We start from the raw sequence: 18,525 nt of genomic DNA, 5'->3' as shown, positions 1-18,525 counted from the left end.
GGGCGTTTCTGTCGTCAGCTTGCCCGCTAAGACGTGGCCGAGGTTGCTCTGCTCCGGTGAGCTTGTTAGCCTGTGCGGCTCTGATAGAGGAGTGAACGATGAGCAAGGTACTTGATGAGCTGCTGGCGTTGCTGGCGCTGGAAAAAATCGAGGAGGGCCTGTTTCGGGGCCAGAGCCAGGATCTCGGTCTGCGGGCCGTGTTTGGCGGACAGGTAATGGGGCAGGCCTTGTCAGCCGCCAAGCAGACGGTCGAGACCGGTCGTCAGGTTCACAGTTTTCACTCCTACTTCCTGCGCCCAGGGGATGTGACCCGTCCCATCGTCTATGACGTTGAGAATATCCGTGACGGCCAGACCGTCTCCACCCGCCGGGTCAAGGCGATTCAGGGCGGCAAGCCCATCTTCTATCTCAACGCCTCGTTTCAGGTGCCGGCCGACGGTTTCGAGCATCAGGCGCAGATGCCCACCGGCATCACCCCGCCGGAGGAGCTCAAGAGCGAGCTGGAGCTGGTGCGCCCCTACGAGAACCTGATCCCGGCCTCCCTGCGGGACAAGATCCTCTGCGAGCAGCCCATCGAGATGCGCCCGGTGACCCTGGTCGACCCTATTCGGCCGACGGTGCAGGATCCGGTGCGTCACGTATGGTTCAAGGCCAACGGCCAGATGCCGGACGATCTGCGAGTGCACAAATACCTGCTGGCCTACGCCTCCGACTTCAACTTCCTGCTCACCTCGCTGCAGCCCCACGGGGTGTCGTACTGGGAGCCTGATATGCAGGTGGCGACCATCGATCACTCCATGTGGTTCCACCGGGATTTCCGCTTCGACGACTGGCTGCTCTACGTGGTAGACAGCCCGAGCGCCAGCAGCGGTCGCGGTCTGGTGCGCGGTCAGTTCTTTACCCGTGACGGCATGCTGGTGGCGAGCACCATGCAAGAAGGGGTGATCCGCCGTCGCGGCAGTTAAGGCGCAAAGCGGATAGCAAAACGGGGTGGCTTGGGCCACCCCCTTTTCGTTGCTGCGATGTGCGCGGGCGCTGCGCGATCAGCCGCCGCGCTGGTACTTGAAGCGCTTCTTGCGCCGGTAGGGGTAGACATCCTCGAACACCCCCACCTTGATGTTGCTCTGCAGCATCTTCCAGTAGTTGGCGTCGAACATCTCCTTGTGCAGCTGCAGCATGATCTCCCGCACCTGCGGCTTTTGCAGCAGGAAGGTGGCGAACTCCTCGGGGAAGATGTCGTTGGGGGCCACCGAGTACCAGGGCTCGGCGCTCCACTCATCCTCGGGGTAGCGGGGTGGTGGGATCTGGCGGAAGTTGCACTCCGTCATGTAGCAGATCTCGTCGTAGTCGTAGAAGACCACTCGGCCGTGCCGGGTGACGCCAAAATTCTTGAACAGCATGTCCCCCGGGAAGATGTTGGCCGCCGCCAGCTGCTTGATGGCGTTGCCGTACTCCTCCAGCGCGAGGCGGGTCTGCTGCTCGTCTGCCTTGTCCAGATAGAGGTTGAGCGGGATCATCTTGCGCTCGGTGTAGAGGTGCTTGATCACCAGCTTGTCGTCGCTGATGGTGAGCGCCGACGGTGCCACCGTCTTGAGCTCGGCAAGCAGCTCGGGCGAGATGCGATCGAGGGGAAACTCGAAGTTGGTGAACTCCTGGGTATCGGCCATGCGGCCAACCCGGTCGTGCTGTTTAACCAGCCGGTATTTTGCCTTTACCTGCTCGTGGCTCACATCCTTCGGGGGAGTGAACTCGTCTTTTATCACCTTGAACACCACATCGTAGGAGGGGAGGGTGAACACGCTCATCACCATCCCCTTGATGCCCGGCGCAATGATGAACTGATCCCGGCTCTGGGCCAGATGGTGGCGGTAGTGGCGATAGAGCTCGGTCTTGCCATGCTTCTGGCAACCGATGGCGTTGTAGATCTCGTAATCTGGCTTGTGGGGCATGATCTGGCGCAGAAAGGCGACAAACAGCGCCGGTTCGCGGGCATAAACCATAAAGTAGGCGCGGGCGAAGCCAAACACGATGGAGGCGAGATCCGGCTCGAAGATGACGGTGTCCACATAGATGCTCTGGCCGGTGCTGAGCAGGGGCAGGATAAAGGGGAAGACCTGATCCTTCACCCGAATAAGCCCCACCAGATAGGCCCCCTTGTTGCGGTAGAACACCTCTTTCAACAGCTCTATGGCAAAGGGTTCATCATGCAGGATTTGCGGGCCGTTCTCGGCAAGATGGCGGTGGATGTCGACAATATCCCGCTGCTTGTCCTCGTAGGGGAGGGTGAAGCTGTAATCGCCGAGCAGCTGACTCAGGGTCTGCGGCAGGTGGGCGAGATCGGTGCGATAGATGCGCAGCAATGCGCTGAGATCGGGCTTGTCGCCGCGGCTGACGAAGGGGTGGATATAGAGGTTCTCGTCGCGGATATTGCGATGGCGAAAGATCCGGCGATAGACGGAGTTGAAGAAGGACTCCGCCACCTCGAAGTTCTCGCACTTGGGCAGCAGATCGCTGAAGGCCCCCTTCACCCGCTTGAGCAGCTCCTGGGTGGCGTGGTGCTCTCCCATCATCTGGCGGATGGAGCTGGCGGTGGCCCCCACATGGTGGTCATAGAGGCGAATGCGCTCGCGCCCCGCCAGCTGCACTCCCAGCCAGTCGCTGTTCTCGAAGCGGCTCTTGCTGCCGCGGGTGATCTCGAGAAACCGGCTGTAAAACGACTCGAACCGTTGCAAGATGGTCTCGGCGACGGCCTGTTCCAATGGCTGCTGCATCTCTCTCTTCCTTGTGATTCTTCGGGCCGAACGCGCCGGAAAACGGGCGCAAAAAAGGCGTGCGTCAGGCCACTATGGCAACATTGAAACATCTGTTCAAGTGGCAATTTTCGCGGATAAACGGTAGATTGCGCCCCTGTTTTGGCGATGGTTTGACGACTGTTTGCCGTCTGTTTGAGAGGCCGTCCGGCCTGTGAGGAAACCCGATGAAGCTCTATTTTGTCCTGGTGGCACCTGCCCGTCCCGCCAACGTCGGCGCCGCCGCCCGCGCCATGAAAACCATGGGCTTTGACGCCATGCGACTGGTGGCAAGCCGGGTACACGAAGAGGATGAAGCGAGCTGGGTGGCCCACGGCGCGCAGGAGATCCTGGCTCAGGCCGAGGCGTTCGAGACTTTGCCCGAGGCGCTGGCCGATATGGATCTGGTGATCGCCACCACCGCCCGCCAGCGTGGTCGCTACCAGCACTACCTCACCCCGGCTGAAATTCGCGACCAGATCAGCGCCAAACCTTCCCTCAACAAGGTGGCCATCGTCTTTGGCTGCGAGGAGTCTGGCCTCTCCAACGAGCAGCTGGCCGAGGTCGACCTCATCAGCTATCTGCCGCTCAAGGTGAGCTACCCGTCCCTCAATCTGGGGCAGGCGATCATGCTCTACGCCTACGAGCTGAGCCCGCTGCTCGATGAGGCAAGTGTCGCAGCAGAAAATATTGATAACAGCGGACAGGTTCGCGTGCTGAAAAGCAAAACAGCAGAAATTCTGGGTGAACTCGGAGTTTCGCAGGATGAAAAACTGCATCAGTGGGTGATGGACCGGGTACCCATGCTGCCGCAGCGGGATTTGAACATGCTCCACCTGCTCTGCAAAGACCTTGCGCGCAAACTTGGCAAAGAGGTTTAAGTTGACAGCCCATCGCCCGCCGCGGTATTGCTAAAAGCCAGCTTCGTCAACGAGTGTTCGTCATGCAGTTATTCACCAACGTCATCACCACCACCATTATTACCGGTACCACCACAGGTGGCACTGGGGCCGGTTGATGCGCTGACGAACAAGCACAGAAATCAGAAAAGGCCCGTACCCACCCAGTACGGGCCTTTTTGTTGGATTGGTTTTTAGATTGAATTTCATAGATTTACAGGGAGAGAAAGCGATGAGAGTGTTGAAATTTGGCGGGTCTTCACTGGCCGATGCAGAACGTTTTTTACGGGTGGCCGATATTGCGGTCAACACCCACGGCCAATCTCAGGTAGCCCTGGTGCTCTCTGCACCTGCCAAGGTGACCAATCATCTGGTGGCGCTGGTGGAACAGACCAGTCGCGGCATGGATGCCAGTTCCACCCTGTTTGAAGTCAATGGCATCTTCTCCCGCCTGCTGGCCGGGTTGAAGGCGGCCTATCCGGCGCTCGATGACAAGGCGCTGCTGGCCCGTCTCACCGCCGAGCTGGATCAGGTGGAGCGGCTGATGCAGGGCATCCGTCTGCTGGGCCTCTGCCCGGACAACGTGCAGGCGCGCATTCTGAGCCGTGGCGAGAACCTCTCCATCGCCTTTATGCACGAACTGCTGCGAGTGCGCGGTCTGGATCTGGAGCTGATCGTACCGGAAGAGCTGCTGGTGACCGACGGCGGTTATCTGGAAGCCCATGTCGATATCGAAGCCTCCCGCCTGCGCTTTGCCGCCAAGGGGCTGCGTAGCGATTGCCTTTACCTGATGCCGGGCTTTACCGGCGGCAGTGACAAGGGCGAGACCGTGCTGCTGGGTCGCAACGGCTCCGACTACTCCGCAGCCGTATTGGCCGCCTGTGTCGATGCCGAGTGCTGCGAGATCTGGACCGATGTCGAAGGCTGCTACAGCTGTGACCCCCGTCTGGTGCCGGATGCCTACCTGCTGAAAACCCTCTCCTACAAGGAGGCGATGGAGCTCTCCTACTTCGGCGCCAAGGTGCTGCACCCTAAAACCATCGCGCCGGTGGCCCAGTTCCACATTCCCTGCCTCATCAAGAACAGCTTCAACCCGCAAGGGCCGGGCACCCTGATCGGCCCGGAGAGCGGCGACGATGACCTGAAAGTGAAGGCCATCTCGGATCTCTCCGGCATGTGCATGTTCAACGTCTCCGGTCCCGGCATGAAGGGGATGGTCGGCATGGCCGGTCGCATCTTCTCCGCCGTCTCCCGCGCCGGGGTCAGTATCGTGCTGATCACCCAGTCATCTTCCGAGTACAGCGTCAGCTTCTGTATCCACAGCTACGACAGTGAGAAGACCCGCAAGGTGCTGGAGCGCGAGTTCGAGCTCGAATTCAAAAACCAGCTGCTGGAGCCGCTGGATATCATCAGCGATCTGGCGATCATCTCCCTCATCGGTGACGGCATGCGCACCAGCAAAGGGATGGCTGCCCGCTTCTTCACCTCGCTGGCGCAAGCCTCCATCAATATCGTCGCCATCGCGCAGGGCTCGAGCGAGCGCTCCATCTCGGCGGTGGTGCGGGATCGCAAGGTGGCGGAAGCCATCAAGGCGTGCCACCAGAACTTCTTTGGCAGCCAGCAGTTTATCGATCTCTTTGTGGTCGGGGTCGGCGGCGTCGGTGCCGCGCTGGTGGATCAGATCGCCCGCCAGCAACCGGTACTGGCCGAGCAGGGCACTGGCCTTCGCGTGGTCGGCATCGCCAACAGCCGCCAGATGGCGGTCAACAAGGATGGCCTGAACCTCGCCAACTGGCGCGAACAGCTGGTGGAAGCCCGCGACAGCTTCTCGCTGGACGGGGTGAAAAAGCTGGTGGAAGATAGCCACATCATCAACCCGGTGATCGTCGACTGCACCTCCTCCGAGGCAGTAGCCGTCCAGTATGCCGACTTCCTCGCCGCCGGTTTCCATGTGGTCACCCCGAACAAGAAGGCCAACACCGGTTCGCTCGATTACTACAAGGCGCTGCGCCGCACCGCCCGCCAGACTCGCCGCAAGTTCCTCTATGAAACCAACGTGGGGGCTGGTCTGCCGGTTATCGAGAACCTGCAGAACCTCATCAAGGCCGGTGACAAGCTGCGTGCCTTCGACGGCATTCTGTCCGGCTCCCTCTCCTTTATCTTCGGCAAGCTGGATGAAGGGATGGCCTTCTCTGAAGCCACCAAGATTGCTCGCAGCAACGGCTTTACCGAGCCGGATCCCCGTGACGATCTCAACGGCATGGATGTGGCGCGCAAGCTGCTCATTCTGGCCCGCGAAGCCGGCATGGCGCTGGAGCTCTCCGATGTCGAGGTAGAGCAGGCGCTGCCACCCGGCTTTGATGTGAGCGGCGATGTAGAAGCCTTTATGGCCCGTCTGCCCGAAGCGGACGGCTGGTTCCGCGACCAGTTCGCCGCCGCCCAGCGTGAAGGCAAGGTGCTGCGCTATGTGGGCTCCATCGAGGGTGGCAAGTGCAAGGTCGCCATCAAGGCGGTCGGTGGCGACGAGCCGCTGTTCAAGGTCAAAGACGGGGAGAACGCGCTCGCCTTCTTCTCCACCTACTACCAGCCGATCCCGCTGGTGCTGCGCGGCTATGGCGCCGGTACCGAAGTGACTGCAGCGGGCGTCTTTGCCGACGTGCTGCGCACCCAGAACTGGAAGCAGGAGTTGTAAGCATGAGTTCAGACATGTATCAGAACGGTAGCGTGGTCGCCTACGCGCCCGCTTCCAGCGCCAACCTGAGCGTGGGATTCGATGTTCTGGGGGCGGCGCTCGCCCCCGTCGATGGCTCTCTGCTCGGCGATCGGGTGCAGGTAAAAGCCGCTGACGTGCCTTTTGCGCTGTCCTCTGTGGGCCGCTACGCCCATAAGCTGCCGGACGATCCGAAAAAGAATATCCTCCATGACTGCTGGGTCGCCTATGGCGAGGCGCTGGAGAAGCGGGGCCTGAAACTCAAGCCGCTGGCGATGGTGCTGGAGAAGAACTTGCCGGTCGGCTCGGGTCTGGGTTCCAGCGCCTGCAGCGTGGTGGCGGCGCTGGAGGGGCTCAACGCCTTTCACGGCGCGCCGCTTAATGAGCACGACATGCTGCTGCTGATGGGTGAGATGGAAGGCAAGATCTCCGGCTCCGTTCACTACGACAACGTGGCCCCCTGTTATCTGGGCGGCATGCAGCTGGTGCTGGAAGAGCACGGCGTCATCAGTCAGGGTATTCCGGTGTTCGATCAGTGGTACTGGGTGGTCTGCTACCCGGGTACCGTGGTTTCGACCGCTGCTGCCCGCGCCATTCTGCCGGCCCAATATCGCCGTCAGGATTGCCTCACCTATGGCCGCCGCCTGGCTGCCTTTGTCCACGCCAGCTACACCGGACAGGAGGGATTGGCGGCGAGCGTACTGAAAGACGTGATTGCCGAGCCTTACCGCGCGGCGCTGATCGAAGGCTTTGCCGAGGTGCGGGCGCAGGCGGCCCAGAACGGGGCGCTCGCCACCGGCATCTCCGGCTCCGGCCCCACCGTGTTTGTGGTGATGAAGGATCTGGCGCAGGCCGAGCGGATGAAGGATTGGATGGAAGCACATTTCGTGCAGAACGAAGATGGATTTGCCCGGGTCTGCAAATTGGACATGGCCGGGGCACGGGTAACAGGAAGCGAGCTATGAATCTCTACAACATCAAGGACAACAGCGAACAGGTGAGCTTCGCGCAGGCGGTGCGTCAGGGCTTGGGTCGCGAACAGGGGCTCTTCTTCCCCGAACAACTCGAACCGCTCGCCGATGTGGATGCCCTGCTCGATCTGCCGCTGGCCGAACGCTCTGCCCGCATCCTGAGCCACCTGCTGGGGGACGAAGTGCCCGCCGCCAAAGTGAGCGAGCTGATCAAGGCCGCCTTCACCTTCCCGGCGCCGCTGGTCAAATTGAAAGACGGCACTTATGCCCTTGAGCTGTTCCACGGCCCGACCCTGGCATTCAAGGATTTCGGTGGCCGCTTTATGGCCCAGTGCCTCGCGGCCTTCCGCACCAACGACAAGATCACCATCCTCACCGCCACCTCCGGCGACACCGGCGCCGCCGTGGCCCACGCCTTCTACGGGCTGGAGGGGATTGAGGTGGTGATCCTCTATCCCAAGGGCAAGATAAGCCCCTTGCAGGAGAAGCTCTTCTGCACCCTCGGCGGCAATATCCGCACCATTGCCATCGACGGCGACTTCGATGCCTGTCAGGCGCTGGTTAAACAGGCCTTTGACGACGAAGCGCTGAAAAAGGCCATTGGCCTCAACTCCGCCAACTCCATCAATATCAGCCGTCTGCTGGCGCAGGTTTGCTACTACTTCGAAGCGGTGGCCCAACTGCCAAAAGCCGATCGCGCCAAGGCGGTGATCAGCGTGCCGTCCGGCAACTTTGGCAACCTCACCGCAGGCTTGATTGCCAAGGCGCTGGGACTGCCGGTGAAGCGCTTTATCGCCGCCACCAACGCCAACGATACCGTGCCGCGTTACCTGAAAACCGGTCAGTGGGAGCCGCACCAGACAGTGGCAACCCTGTCGAACGCCATGGATGTGAGCCGTCCCAACAACTGGCCACGAGTGGAAGAGCTGTGCCGCCGCAAAGGCTGGGCGCTGGAGACCCTGGGTTCTGGCATGCGTGACGACGCCCAGACTCGCGCTGCCCTGAAACGGCTGCACCAGCTGGATTACCTCTGCGAACCCCACGGCGCCATTGCCTGGGATCTGCTGGGGGAACAGCTGGCCGAGGATGAAGTGGGGGTGTTCCTCTGCACCGCCCATCCTGCCAAGTTCAAGGAGTCGGTGGACGAGATCCTCAATCTCGATGTGCCGCTGCCCGGCCCGCTTGCCAAGCATGCCGAGCTGCCGCTGCTCTCCCATAACCTGCCAGCCGAGTTTGCCCGGTTAAGGGCGTTTTTGGTGGGATAAGCCGCCGAGCTGAGATAACCGATAGAAATAAAAATCCCCCGGTGACGGGGGATTTTTATTTTTTCTGTTTGGACGAATGTCGATGGGGGAATCATCGACGATCTATGTTCATGGTCTCTTTATTTGGGCGAGTGCTTTGCCCTCGAAGGGGGAAAAGCCCCGCCGCAGTTCGCTGGCCATCCCTGTTTCGCGCTCTGGCACAATGGCGTCGTTTCGGCGCATCAGCGGGGTAACCAATACAGTGCCCTATTGTGATTGAGATGTCAGAGCGCCGATCTGGTAGCGGCTATGCTCTAATTCACAGTCAAAAAGGAAATTTTGATTCAACAGCCCGATGTCTGTTGTAGCTTAATAGTGCTGCATCACAGAGGGCATAGGCAAAGTTGCAAATATCTTTATTCGTCTTTAGTTTAAAGGGGCTTAGTTGGGTACTTAAAGATTTACATTGAGATAAGTGTATTAAACGTGACTCTGGTTTCATTATATGCTCTACATTATATTTTCTTATGTCAGTATCAATGCCCCAATATATGCCATTATAACAACCAGGGGTGTTATAGTTACTGATCAACCAACGTTTTCTTAATGCGCGCTGTTGTTGGATAATTATATCCGTCACCCTTAATTGTTGAAGGATAATACAGTTTTGAAATTTTCTCATAAATTTGTTATTGAACTGTGGAATTGAGAATGGGGCTCCTGCATCAGCTACAAAAACAGATTTATATTCTTGTTGGTCTTTTGTTTTCCATAGAGCTTCGATTCCTAAGTTATCGTATAATCCACCATCAACAAGCCTCATGTTCTGTCTGAGATATAAAATTTTATCTTGGTCTCTTATCTGGCTATATGTAGAGTCTTGCCATTCCATATTAGGGTTTTTAATGACATATGGTGACATGAACGGGGGGAATGAACTAGATATTGCAACTGCTGACGAGAGTTTTAATCCATGTTTTGTCGCTGTACCTAACTGGTAATCTCTAATGCTGTCTCTAGTTAATCTAACACTAGCTCCAGTATCATAGTTTGTGCCATAAAAAATAAATTCAGCCTCGTTTGTTATATGCTCTAGCTTTGCATCATTAAATAAGTATTTATTATAGTAATCTTCTAGGGCATAGCATGGCCTCTTTAATGTCAAAATACTTCTAGTAATTGCTTTAATATCTATTGAACGTTCGCAGAAGGTCATTATTGGTTCTACGAAAACCTCAAAAAAATTGTCGGCGTAATACAGTCCATGTTTTGTTTGATGTGGAATGAAATTAAGCTTATCCCAAACTAAAGATAGGTACCCAATAGCTATTGCCCCTCCTGACACACTTGTAAAAGTGTCAAAAGTTTTAAGGAGACCCTCTTCGTTAATTCTAATTAGTGAGCCCACAGCAAATAATGTAGCCCTGAAACCGCCACCGGAAAATGCTATACCTCTCTCTTTCATGACTTTTTAACCTTAACCTGAATATGTTTTGCGCATATTTTCTTCCCTGTTTTTGTTGTGACTTCGCATAAAAGAGTGTGTATCCCTTCATAAGCCGTTTTATTTCTATAAATATGCGAACTGCCTTTTTGTCCTTCGTACATATCGTGGTGTCGATCTGGTTTTTTTGAGTTGTTTTGAACAGTCCATTTATATACTAAGTCACCATGCTCTTGAGGCTTGTTAATGATGCTTGCCGTAAATTTTATGTCCACGTCTGTTGAATATGGAATTAAGGGGGAGGATTGGGGGTCATTAGATATCTGCAGCTTTGCATCAGACGTACTATGTTGGATGCTTTTAAGCATGTTTTCAGTCATTATGGTATAAGACCCATTCCTACTTTGCAAACATATTGTCCCAACATCCTTAGTCTGAAATACAGAATTTGCATTGATAGATTCTTTTTTATATATCTCCAAGGCTTTTCTATCTGGGTGCCCATGGCGATTAGCTTTCCCAGCGGAAATTATAGTTATGTCGGGGCTTATTTTTTTCATGCCAAGAGTATATGGGTTTCCATCATTACTTGCTGTTGGAAAGAAAAAAGTATTGGAACCATGATGGCTTGCTGATAATATGTCTGACTTTAACAGGTTGGGTTTGCCTTTGATATCAGAATAATTTTCAACTATATAATCCTGCCACGACTTCATACTGGAGTCACCAGTAAACATTATGCTTGTTTTATCGTCCTCTAACTTAAACACCAAGCATTGATCATGAATATCTCTCTCTGTTGGTCTTTCATCTGATAGGAATGCTCTCGTGGGTGAAAATACACTTATTTTTGCAGAGCCAATATGGAATTCATTATAGGCTGTGAGCTTATGGTTTTTGTTAGGTGCCTTTCTAATAAAGGCAAGCATATCCATATAGTGCTTAGGTTTTTCATTATCTGGTACGAATAATCTGTGACCTGATTCATATATAGCATTTACGGTAAAGTGTTCGTCAATTAGACCAATTCCTTTTATATGGTCTTCGTGTGGGTGTGTAATGAAAACAGCATCGAGGATATTTTCATCTAGTTCATTAAGTTTTAATATTTCTTTTATAATACTGATTGAATCACTATCGCTATAATTGCAATCAATCAGTATGGATTTATTATCTGAAGTTATAACTAATGTTGAATCACCTTGCGAAACATCCAAAAAATAAGCCTTCATAACTAATCCTGTTGGTCTAAAAACTCCGGGATAAGTACCTTTCTGAGCAAGACGTTATCCCATGCAAACCCACGCTACCGCCCATGGATTACAGCATTCCATAATGCTCCATTAACCAGCGAGGGCAGCAGCCCATCACTGATGAATAGGCACCGGATGGGGATGTTAAGCCAATCGAATCTGGTCGCACCAGTCAAAAAGTGACGTAACTGTCAGTAATGACTGGTTTTTTGCGCTAGCTCAATAAAAGGGTGTGACTGGAGGCAGGATTCCCATGGCCCTTGATTTTATTGGGGTTGGCGGGTGTGGGTTGGAATTGGGGGGCTGGCTTGCCGCTGAGGAGGGGCTGGCTGGGGGCAACCCCGCTCCGGCAATCGGCGCTATAGTGCTGGCGATGGTTGCCCTCTGCTCCGTGGTCAGAGCTGGCGAGGCGGGGGATCTGCGGCAACACTCAGCTGTTGCAATCACAGCCATTTGCAACACATCGTCATGCAAATATGACCATGCAAACACATCACCAGATAGAGAGGATATCTCCCATGAAGCGTACCATCCTGTTCGGCCTGCTCTGCGGCAGCGTGCTGCTGGCCAATCCGGTCTTTGCCAACGACGCTGCCCAGTTGCAGTGCGAGGCGCAGGCTGCGGCCAAAAAGCTTAACGGCGCCGCCAAAACCAGCTTTGTCGGCAAGTGTGTGAAAGATGCCGCTGGCGCCGCGACCGGCGAGTGCGAGAAAGCCGCAGCGGACAAGAAGCTGGCCGGAGCGGCCAAGAACAGCTTTATCCAGAAGTGCGTGAAGACGGGCGCGGCAGTGGATCCGGCGGCCAAGTGCGAGAAGGCGGCAGCCGACAAGAAGCTGGCTGGCGCGGCCAAGAACAGCTTTGTCCAGAAGTGCGTGAAGGATAGTGCCGCCAAGTAAGGCATTTTCTCATCCGGTGTGTTTGCGGGGGGCCATCAGGCCCCCCGCGCTTTTTGGGGCGCACTGATGGCGCAACGCACAAGCCTTGTATCGGGGCGGCAATAGCGACACTATTGACTCCTTTTATGGATTCCGCAGAGGCGCAGCCATGACCAGTCGTGACCGGACGAGGCGTTGGCGAGCCCTGTTTGTGCGAGATTACGCGGGATAAGGGAGCAAAGCAGGATGATGGAAGGGATGGAATGGCGCTGGCTCAATGAACCGGCCGAGTGGCACCAGACAGACGACGGTTTGCAGGTAGTGACAGATCGGCAGACCGATTTTTGGCGCAGCACCTGGTATGGCTTCGAGCGCCACAGCGGGCATCTCTATGGTTGCGAGGTGGCGGGGGAGTTTACCTTTCAGGTCTGCGTCGAGGGGGAGTTCACCACCCTCTACGATCAGGCGGGGCTGATGCTGCTGCAAGACGACGCGCACTGGCTCAAAGCGGGGATAGAGTACAACGATGCCCAGCCGATGATCGGCAGCGTGCTGACCAATCCGCGCTCTGACTGGGCCACCGGTATTTTCACCGGCAACCCGCGTCGCTTCTGGTTGCGGTTGACCCGGCTGGCGGACTGCCTGCGTTTGCAATACTCCACCGATGGCAAGGTGTGGCCGTTGCTGCGCCTCGCCCCGTTCCCGTCAAGCGAGCACTGTTTTATCGGGGTGATGTGCTGCACGCCGGAGCGGCAGGGGTTGGCGGTGCGCTTTTCTGACTTGCGCCTCATGCCGCCACTTGGCAAGGCGCTCCATGATTTGAGCTAGGCCAGCGGTTTTGCCTGCGACATTGAGCCAATAAAAAGCGCCCGCAGGCGCTTTTTTCATTTGGCGGGTAAAGCCTCAATTAGCTGATCAGGCTGGCCCACAGGTCATATTCGTCGGATTCGTCGATCCGCACCTTGACCATGTCTCCCGGCTTGAGGCTGGTCTCGCCGTTGAGGTAGACCAGACCGTCGATCTCCGGTGCATCGGCAAAGGAGCGGCCAGTGGCACCCTCTTCGTCCACTTCGTCGATGATGACGGTCATCTCCTGACCCACTTTGCGGGCCAGTTTGCGGATGGAGACCTGCTGTTGCAGCTCCATAAAGCGCTGGAAGCGCTCTTCCTGAATCTCTTCCGGTACCGGATCCGGCAGCTCGTTGGCCAGCGCCCCTTCGACCGGGCTGTATTTGAAGCAGCCGACGCGATCCAGCTCCGCCTTGTCGATAAAGTCCAGCAGCATCTGGAAATCTTCCTCGGTCTCGCCCGGGAAGCCGACGATAAAGGTGGAGCGCAGGGTGATCTGCGGGCAGATTTCGCGCCACTTCTGGATCCGCTCCAGGGTGCGCTCGACCGTACCCGGGCGCTTCATCAGTTTGAGGATGCGCGGGCTGGCGTGTTGCAGCGGAATATCGAGGTAGGGCAGTACCTTGCCATCGCGCATCAGCGGGATGACGTCATCTACGTGCGGGTAGGGATAGACGTAGTGCAGGCGCACCCAGATATCGAGCTTGGCCAGCTCTTCGCACAGGGCGACCATGCTGGTCTTGACCGGCATACCGTCGTAGAAACCGGTGCGGTGCTTCACATCGACGCCGTAGGCGGAGGTGTCCTGGGAGATCACCAGCAGCTCCTTCACGCCCGCCTCTTTCAGGCGCTTGGCTTCAGCCAGCACGTCGCCGATGGGGCGGCTCACCAGATCCCCGCGCATGGAGGGGATGATGCAGAAGGTACAGCGGTGGTTGCACCCTTCGGAAATCTTCAGATAGGCGTAGTGGCGCGGGGTCAGCTTGACGCCGTGGGCCGGAACCAGACTGGTGAAGGGGTTGTGCTGCGGCTTCTCCACATATTTGTGGACGTGACCCAGCACCTCTTCATAGGCGTGGGGGCCGGTGATCTCGAGCACCTTGGGGTGGATCTCGCGGATCTGGTTCTCTTTGGCGCCAAGGCAGCCGGTGACGATCACCTTGCCGTTCTCGGCCAGCGCTTCGCCGATCGCTTCCAGCGACTCTTGCACCGCGCTGTCGATAAAGCCGCAGGTGTTGACGACGACCAGCTCGGCATCGTCATAGCTGGGCACCACATCGTACCCTTCGGTACGCAGCTGGGTCAGGATGCGTTCTGAATCGACCAGGTTTTTGGGGCAACCCAAGGAGACGAATCCTACTTTGGGGGCCTGTTTTGTGTTGGACATCGCTCAATCACTCTTAGGTGGCTCTTCTTTAAGGGCGCGGATTTTACCGGAATGGTTAACCAAAAACTATACAGCCAGCATGGCAGAACCGAACAATATCTCCGACCAGGCAAGATTGCGCCGCACCAACAGCCGTTGATGGCGCGCCCTTGATAGGGCTATTGCCTCTGCCATGCCGGCTTGTTGTGGGGAAGCTGCTTTGTTGATTTTCCTCTCAATATTGATTTGGTGACAGAGAGAAGAGCACCGGGAGTCACTATACTCCCGGTACGGGAACCCGTTGGAGAAGGCGATGGAAAGTTCATTTGGCGAAAAAATGCAGAGCGTACATGCCACGCTCAGGCAGCGCTTTGACAAGCTGAGTCGGGTGGCCATCGCGATTTACGATCCCCATACCGATCAGCTCAAGACCTTTGCCCACAGCACCGAGGGGCCCTCGCCACTGGTGCAGTATGAGGTGAAGCTGAGCGATGTCCCCTCCCTGAGTTATCTGGCGGAGCACAAGCAGCCCCGGGTGCTCGGCAATCTCGACGCCCTGCGTGGCTCTGCATCGGAGCACAGCCGCAAGGTACTGGAGGCGGGTTATGCCTCCAGCTATACCGAGCCGCTGCTGTTCAACAGCAAGCTGTTTGGTTTTCTGTTTTGCGATGCCATGGAGCCGGGATATTTCGAGGAGCCGATCCGCAGCGAGCTGTCGGCCTATGCACAGGCGCTGTCGGCCATCATTGCGGTGGAGTTTTTCTCCATCCAGACCCTTGGCGGGGCGCTGACCACGGCGCGGGAGTTCAGTCGCTATCGGGATGAGGAGACCGCCAACCATCTGCACCGGATGTCGGCCTACTCCCGGCTGATTGCCAAGACGCTGGCCCCGACTTGCGGGCTGAGCGATGAGGAGGTGGAGTTTATCTACCTCTTCTCCGAGCTGCACGACATCGGCAAGATCGCGGTGCCGGATGCCATTTTGCTCAAGCCGGGTAAGCTGACCCCGGAAGAGTTCGAGATCATGAAGATCCACCCCGGCAAGGGGCGGGAGATGATCAGTCTGATGATCAACGAGTTTGGTCTCGATGGCATTCATCACACCGATATGCTGACCAATATCATCGCCAGCCATCACGAACGCTTCGACGGAACCGGCTATCCGCTGGGGCTGGCGGGGGAGGCGATCCCGCTGGCGGCGCGCATCGTGACGGTGGCCGATGTGTTTGATGCCCTTACCAGCGAGCGCCCCTACAAGAAGGCATGGCCGTTCGAGACGGCGTTTGCCTATCTGGAGGAGCATGCCGGCAGCCAGTTTGATCCCGCCTGCGTTGCCGCAGCCCTGCAGAACAAGGCCGAGTTTTATGCCATCTATCAGCAGTATCAAGATCCGGCCTGCTCTGCGAACGTGGCGGCCAGCGGCGCCGAGCCGGGTTGAGCGCGTGTGATGAGCATAAGGGGGAAAGAGGCGGTTCAAGCATGACGAGGAATAAATATAGAGAGGGGGCACCAACAGGTGCCCCCTCTCTTTTATGCGCCTCTCGATTCCACGCGCCCTTATTTTGCCGACCTTCTATCTGTGGCTAGGGCGGCTGCGGTCAGGTTACTTTTTGGGCGTCGGCTCGCTGATCTGGTAGAGGTGATCCGCGCAGGCACTGGAGCAGCCACAGGGGCGTACCTCTTTATCTTCCCGTTTCTGGGCAAGCTGGTATTGGCGCCACCAGATGATGGTGCCCATGGCCAGGATCAGCACGAACGAGGCGAGCAGGCTCAACAACCAGATGGACATGATCTCTTCTCCTTGATGATGACATGCACGGCGATGGCATCAGTGATGATGGCAGCAACCGCCCTGCTGGTTGGCGCCTTCACTGCCGTGGCAACAAGTATGGCCTTGTCGTGAGCTCTCTGCCTGATTGCCACTACTGGCGCAACAGTGATCGGAGCCACTGTTGCAACCACCGTGACAATTCGCATGGCTGTGGCCTGCGCCGACGGGCTGGATGGCACGGATAGTCGCCTTGCTCTGATGACGGCGAGACGGACGGCCCTGACTGGACTCGGTTAGAGGTTGCAGATTGGCGGGGGCCAGCAGCGCGGGCAGCGGCAGGCGGGCAGAGCGGCACTGCAGCACCCGGATATTGGCCGCCAGCAGGCGACTCAGCATCCGCTCGCCGATATTGCGCACCACCACCTGACCCACCTGATGATGGGCGAGGGCGTCGAGTAGCGCTTGCTTGCCGTGGCAGCCTTCGGCTGCGGCCGGATTGGCCAGGGTGGCGATAACGTTCCCTTCGGGGTTAAGAATTTGCAGCTGCTCGGCACGGGTAAAGTGGCCAGCCAGCAACCCCTGACTCAGCATCAGGGCGCTGTTGCTGGGGGTGGCGGTCATGGTTGTGACAGCGTTCATGTCGGCTCTTCTCCACTGGTTGGGTGGTCGGGCTCGGCGGGTTGCATCATCAATGCCTTGCCCAGACTCAGACACTCCACCACCTTGTAGCGCCCTTTTTTCAGGATATTGGCCAGGGTCTGGCGGGAGACCCCCATCACCAGGGCGGCCTCCTGCTGCTGCATTCCTTGAAGGTCGACGAGGCGCAGTGCCTCGAACTCGTCAGGGGCCAGCGTGACCTGTTCCAGCTGATGCATGGGGCGGCCGTTGGGTTTGAAGCAGCTGTTGGCGGGGCGGCCACAGATCTGGCGGGCAATCTTGGGTCTTGGCATGGTGGCTCCTAATTGGCATAAGCCATTTATACGCTCATATGTAGCATATGCCAATAATTTTGTCTGATGCAGAGGGTAGCGCCAGTGCTGTCTACGGCAGAGGGGGGTAAAGAGGGGGAGGAGGAATACTAACAAAAGCAGGGAAGGTGGCAGAAACGAATCAGGCCCGAACATGGTTTGGGCCTGCGGTTTTGCAGAGGATGGTCGGGCTATCCGGCGAGCTTACGCCTGTTCGGCCTCGGCCACGGGGGCTGCGCTCTCGCTACCGTTGGCGAAGCGATCCGCCCACAGGGCAATCACGCCGTCACCGGTGACGTTGCAGGCGGTGCCGAAGCTGTCCTGCGCCAGATAGAGGGCGATCATCAGGGCGATGGAGGCTTCACCGAAACCGAGCATGGAGGTGAGCAGGCCCAGCGCCGACATCACGCCACCACCCGGTGCGCCCGGTGCGGCGATCATGATCACCCCCAGCATCATGATGAAGGGGAGCATGGTCTCGATGCCCGGAATGGCCAGATGCTCGGAGAGGAACATCACCGCGGTGGCACAGGTGACCAGGGTAATGGTGGAGCCACAGAGGTGAATGGTGGCGCACAGCGGCACGGTAAAGTTGGCGATACCGTCGCTCACGCCGTTGTTCTTGCTCGACTGCAGCGCGACCGGAATGGTGGCGGCGCTCGACATGGTACCCAGCGCGGTGAAGTAGGCGGGCAGCATGTTCTTGATGAGCTGGGCCGGTGAGCGGCCAAGGGCCAGACCGGTACCAACGAACAGCACGGATAGCCAGATCCAGTGCATCAGGATCGCCATCACCAGCACCACGCCGAAAGTTTTCAGGGTGGCGAATACGGTGCCTTCTACCGTCATCTCGACAAAGACTCCGGCGATGTAGAACGGCAGCAGCGGAATGATCACCTTGGCCAGCAGGCGGTCGATGATGTCACGACCCTGATCGGCGACCTGGCGCAGATCGGTGGCCTGGGTGGCGCTGATGCCGATGCCGAACACGAAGGCGGCGGCCAGTGCCGACATCACGCCAAACAGCGGCGGGATCTCCAGATTGACGTAGGAGGCGAGCTTGATGGCCGTGGCCGTGGTGGGCTCGGCGGCGGTGGTGAACTGCGGGATCAGGTGGCTCGCCACGGTAAAGGCGAACAGCCCCGCCAGAATGGTGGAGCAGTAGGAGAGGGCCACGGTTTTGCCCAGCAGCTTGCCGGAGTTTTTCGGCAGGCTGGCGATGCCGCTCATGATAAAGAACAGAATGATGAGCGGAATGGTGAAGGTGATCAGCTGACCTATCACTGTCTTGGCCGTAAACAGCACGCGCGCCACCCACTCAGGGGCGTAGAGACCGAGCAAGAGACCGGCAAGGATGCCAGCAATGAGTTTCAGGACAAGTTTCAT

Annotated in this window: 16 protein-coding genes; 8 read left to right on the top strand and 8 right to left on the bottom strand. The window is 57.3% G+C overall.

Annotated elements, in window-relative coordinates; all coding sequences use genetic code 11:
- The first annotated feature begins 98 nt into the window (after nucleotides 1–98).
- Nucleotides 99–965, top strand: a complete 867-nt coding sequence (tesB, locus tag ACTG2T_RS02915) for an acyl-CoA thioesterase II (RefSeq protein WP_019445657.1) — start codon at nucleotides 99–101, stop codon at nucleotides 963–965.
- A gap of 78 nt (nucleotides 966–1,043) precedes the next feature.
- On the opposite strand, the gene aceK is transcribed toward tesB, so the two are convergent.
- Nucleotides 1,044–2,771, bottom strand: a complete 1,728-nt coding sequence (gene aceK, locus ACTG2T_RS02910) for a bifunctional isocitrate dehydrogenase kinase/phosphatase (RefSeq protein ID WP_330125017.1) — start codon at nucleotides 2,769–2,771, stop codon at nucleotides 1,044–1,046.
- A gap of 206 nt (nucleotides 2,772–2,977) precedes the next feature.
- On the opposite strand from aceK, the gene ACTG2T_RS02905 reads away from it, so the two are divergent.
- The 4 genes from ACTG2T_RS02905 to thrC all read left to right on the top strand — a co-directional run bounded on the left by ACTG2T_RS02905 (nucleotide 2,978) and on the right by thrC (nucleotide 8,634).
- Nucleotides 2,978–3,670, top strand: coding sequence for a tRNA/rRNA methyltransferase (locus tag ACTG2T_RS02905; protein ID WP_330125016.1), 693 nt, complete (start codon nucleotides 2,978–2,980; stop codon nucleotides 3,668–3,670).
- Between the two features lie 250 nt (nucleotides 3,671–3,920).
- Nucleotides 3,921–6,380, top strand: a complete 2,460-nt coding sequence (gene thrA, locus ACTG2T_RS02900) for a bifunctional aspartate kinase/homoserine dehydrogenase I (protein ID WP_330125015.1) — start codon at nucleotides 3,921–3,923, stop codon at nucleotides 6,378–6,380.
- A gap of 2 nt (nucleotides 6,381–6,382) precedes the next feature.
- A complete protein-coding gene (thrB, locus tag ACTG2T_RS02895; protein ID WP_330125014.1) occupies nucleotides 6,383–7,363 on the top strand; it encodes a homoserine kinase in 981 nt (326 codons plus the stop codon).
- The gene (gene thrC, locus ACTG2T_RS02890) at nucleotides 7,360–8,634 is read left to right on the top strand and encodes a threonine synthase (RefSeq protein WP_330125013.1); all 1,275 of its coding nucleotides are present in this window, start codon (nucleotides 7,360–7,362) and stop codon (nucleotides 8,632–8,634) included. Before thrB ends, thrC begins: the two co-directional genes overlap by 4 nt.
- Nucleotides 8,635–8,938: 304 nt before the next feature.
- Here the strand turns inward: thrC and ACTG2T_RS02885 are convergent, their stop codons facing one another.
- Nucleotides 8,939–10,078 carry a patatin-like phospholipase family protein gene (locus ACTG2T_RS02885; RefSeq protein WP_330125012.1) on the bottom strand — a complete coding sequence of 380 codons (1,140 nt, stop codon included), beginning with the start codon at nucleotides 10,076–10,078 and terminating at the stop codon, nucleotides 8,939–8,941.
- Nucleotides 10,075–11,289, bottom strand: coding sequence for a ComEC/Rec2 family competence protein (locus tag ACTG2T_RS02880; protein WP_330125011.1), 1,215 nt, complete (start codon nucleotides 11,287–11,289; stop codon nucleotides 10,075–10,077). Before ACTG2T_RS02880 ends, ACTG2T_RS02885 begins: the two co-directional genes overlap by 4 nt.
- 539 nt (nucleotides 11,290–11,828) lie before the next feature.
- Here ACTG2T_RS02880 and ACTG2T_RS02875 point away from each other — a divergent pair.
- Together ACTG2T_RS02875 and ACTG2T_RS02870 are read left to right on the top strand one after the other, a co-directional pair.
- A complete protein-coding gene (locus tag ACTG2T_RS02875) occupies nucleotides 11,829–12,206 on the top strand; it encodes a hypothetical protein (protein WP_005338113.1) in 378 nt (125 codons plus the stop codon).
- A 225-nt stretch (nucleotides 12,207–12,431) separates the two neighbouring features.
- Nucleotides 12,432–13,013: a DUF1349 domain-containing protein gene (locus ACTG2T_RS02870; protein WP_330125010.1), complete on the top strand. Its 582-nt coding sequence runs from the start codon at nucleotides 12,432–12,434 to the stop codon at nucleotides 13,011–13,013.
- A 79-nt stretch (nucleotides 13,014–13,092) separates the two neighbouring features.
- Here the strand turns inward: ACTG2T_RS02870 and rimO are convergent, their stop codons facing one another.
- Complete coding sequence (gene rimO, locus ACTG2T_RS02865; RefSeq protein ID WP_216958579.1) at nucleotides 13,093–14,421, bottom strand: 30S ribosomal protein S12 methylthiotransferase RimO; 1,329 nt, start codon at nucleotides 14,419–14,421, stop codon at nucleotides 13,093–13,095.
- Between the two features lie 292 nt (nucleotides 14,422–14,713).
- Here rimO and ACTG2T_RS02860 point away from each other — a divergent pair, with 292 nt between their 5' ends.
- Nucleotides 14,714–15,838 (top strand): HD domain-containing phosphohydrolase, encoded by a 1,125-nt coding sequence (locus tag ACTG2T_RS02860; RefSeq protein ID WP_330125009.1) that lies wholly within the window; start codon nucleotides 14,714–14,716, stop codon nucleotides 15,836–15,838.
- A gap of 165 nt (nucleotides 15,839–16,003) precedes the next feature.
- Here ACTG2T_RS02860 and ACTG2T_RS02855 read toward each other — a convergent pair whose 3' ends face one another.
- The 4 genes from ACTG2T_RS02855 to ACTG2T_RS02840 all read right to left on the bottom strand — a co-directional run bounded on the left by ACTG2T_RS02855 (nucleotide 16,004) and on the right by ACTG2T_RS02840 (nucleotide 18,525).
- Nucleotides 16,004–16,189, bottom strand: a complete 186-nt coding sequence (locus tag ACTG2T_RS02855; protein ID WP_005338109.1) for a hypothetical protein — start codon at nucleotides 16,187–16,189, stop codon at nucleotides 16,004–16,006.
- A 39-nt stretch (nucleotides 16,190–16,228) separates the two neighbouring features.
- Nucleotides 16,229–16,810 (bottom strand): NifB/NifX family molybdenum-iron cluster-binding protein, encoded by a 582-nt coding sequence (locus ACTG2T_RS02850; protein WP_252657212.1) that lies wholly within the window; start codon nucleotides 16,808–16,810, stop codon nucleotides 16,229–16,231.
- Nucleotides 16,807–17,121 (bottom strand): DUF134 domain-containing protein, encoded by a 315-nt coding sequence (locus ACTG2T_RS02845; RefSeq protein WP_005338107.1) that lies wholly within the window; start codon nucleotides 17,119–17,121, stop codon nucleotides 16,807–16,809. Before ACTG2T_RS02845 ends, ACTG2T_RS02850 begins: the two co-directional genes overlap by 4 nt.
- Nucleotides 17,122–17,343: 222 nt before the next feature.
- Nucleotides 17,344–18,525 carry a dicarboxylate/amino acid:cation symporter gene (locus ACTG2T_RS02840; RefSeq protein ID WP_330125008.1) on the bottom strand — a complete coding sequence of 394 codons (1,182 nt, stop codon included), beginning with the start codon at nucleotides 18,523–18,525 and terminating at the stop codon, nucleotides 17,344–17,346.

Source organism: Aeromonas sp. 75A (assembly GCF_051919425.1).
Taxonomy (GTDB): domain Bacteria; phylum Pseudomonadota; class Gammaproteobacteria; order Enterobacterales; family Aeromonadaceae; genus Aeromonas; species Aeromonas veronii.
The sequence above is the reverse complement of the archived record's forward strand: the minus strand, read 5'-3'. Positions and strand labels throughout refer to the sequence as shown.

Excerpts from the sequence above, each read along its gene's own strand:
- ACTG2T_RS02870 (WP_330125010.1), top strand. The coding sequence starts at position 12,432 with ATGATGGAAGGGATGGAATGGCGCTGGCTCAATGAACCGGCCGAGTGG.
- thrA (WP_330125015.1), top strand. The coding sequence starts at position 3,921 with ATGAGAGTGTTGAAATTTGGCGGGTCTTCACTGGCCGATGCAGAACGT.
- ACTG2T_RS02860 (WP_330125009.1), top strand. The coding sequence starts at position 14,714 with ATGGAAAGTTCATTTGGCGAAAAAATGCAGAGCGTACATGCCACGCTC.
- tesB (WP_019445657.1), top strand. The coding sequence starts at position 99 with ATGAGCAAGGTACTTGATGAGCTGCTGGCGTTGCTGGCGCTGGAAAAA.
- ACTG2T_RS02855 (WP_005338109.1), bottom strand. The coding sequence starts at position 16,189 with ATGTCCATCTGGTTGTTGAGCCTGCTCGCCTCGTTCGTGCTGATCCTG.
- ACTG2T_RS02845 (WP_005338107.1), bottom strand. The coding sequence starts at position 17,121 with ATGCCAAGACCCAAGATTGCCCGCCAGATCTGTGGCCGCCCCGCCAAC.
- ACTG2T_RS02885 (WP_330125012.1), bottom strand. The coding sequence starts at position 10,078 with ATGAAAGAGAGAGGTATAGCATTTTCCGGTGGCGGTTTCAGGGCTACA.
- ACTG2T_RS02875 (WP_005338113.1), top strand. The coding sequence starts at position 11,829 with ATGAAGCGTACCATCCTGTTCGGCCTGCTCTGCGGCAGCGTGCTGCTG.
- ACTG2T_RS02880 (WP_330125011.1), bottom strand. The coding sequence starts at position 11,289 with ATGAAGGCTTATTTTTTGGATGTTTCGCAAGGTGATTCAACATTAGTT.
- ACTG2T_RS02850 (WP_252657212.1), bottom strand. The coding sequence starts at position 16,810 with ATGAACGCTGTCACAACCATGACCGCCACCCCCAGCAACAGCGCCCTG.
- thrC (WP_330125013.1), top strand. The coding sequence starts at position 7,360 with ATGAATCTCTACAACATCAAGGACAACAGCGAACAGGTGAGCTTCGCG.
- rimO (WP_216958579.1), bottom strand. The coding sequence starts at position 14,421 with ATGTCCAACACAAAACAGGCCCCCAAAGTAGGATTCGTCTCCTTGGGT.
- ACTG2T_RS02840 (WP_330125008.1), bottom strand. The coding sequence starts at position 18,525 with ATGAAACTTGTCCTGAAACTCATTGCTGGCATCCTTGCCGGTCTCTTG.
- ACTG2T_RS02905 (WP_330125016.1), top strand. The coding sequence starts at position 2,978 with ATGAAGCTCTATTTTGTCCTGGTGGCACCTGCCCGTCCCGCCAACGTC.
- aceK (WP_330125017.1), bottom strand. The coding sequence starts at position 2,771 with ATGCAGCAGCCATTGGAACAGGCCGTCGCCGAGACCATCTTGCAACGG.
- thrB (WP_330125014.1), top strand. The coding sequence starts at position 6,383 with ATGAGTTCAGACATGTATCAGAACGGTAGCGTGGTCGCCTACGCGCCC.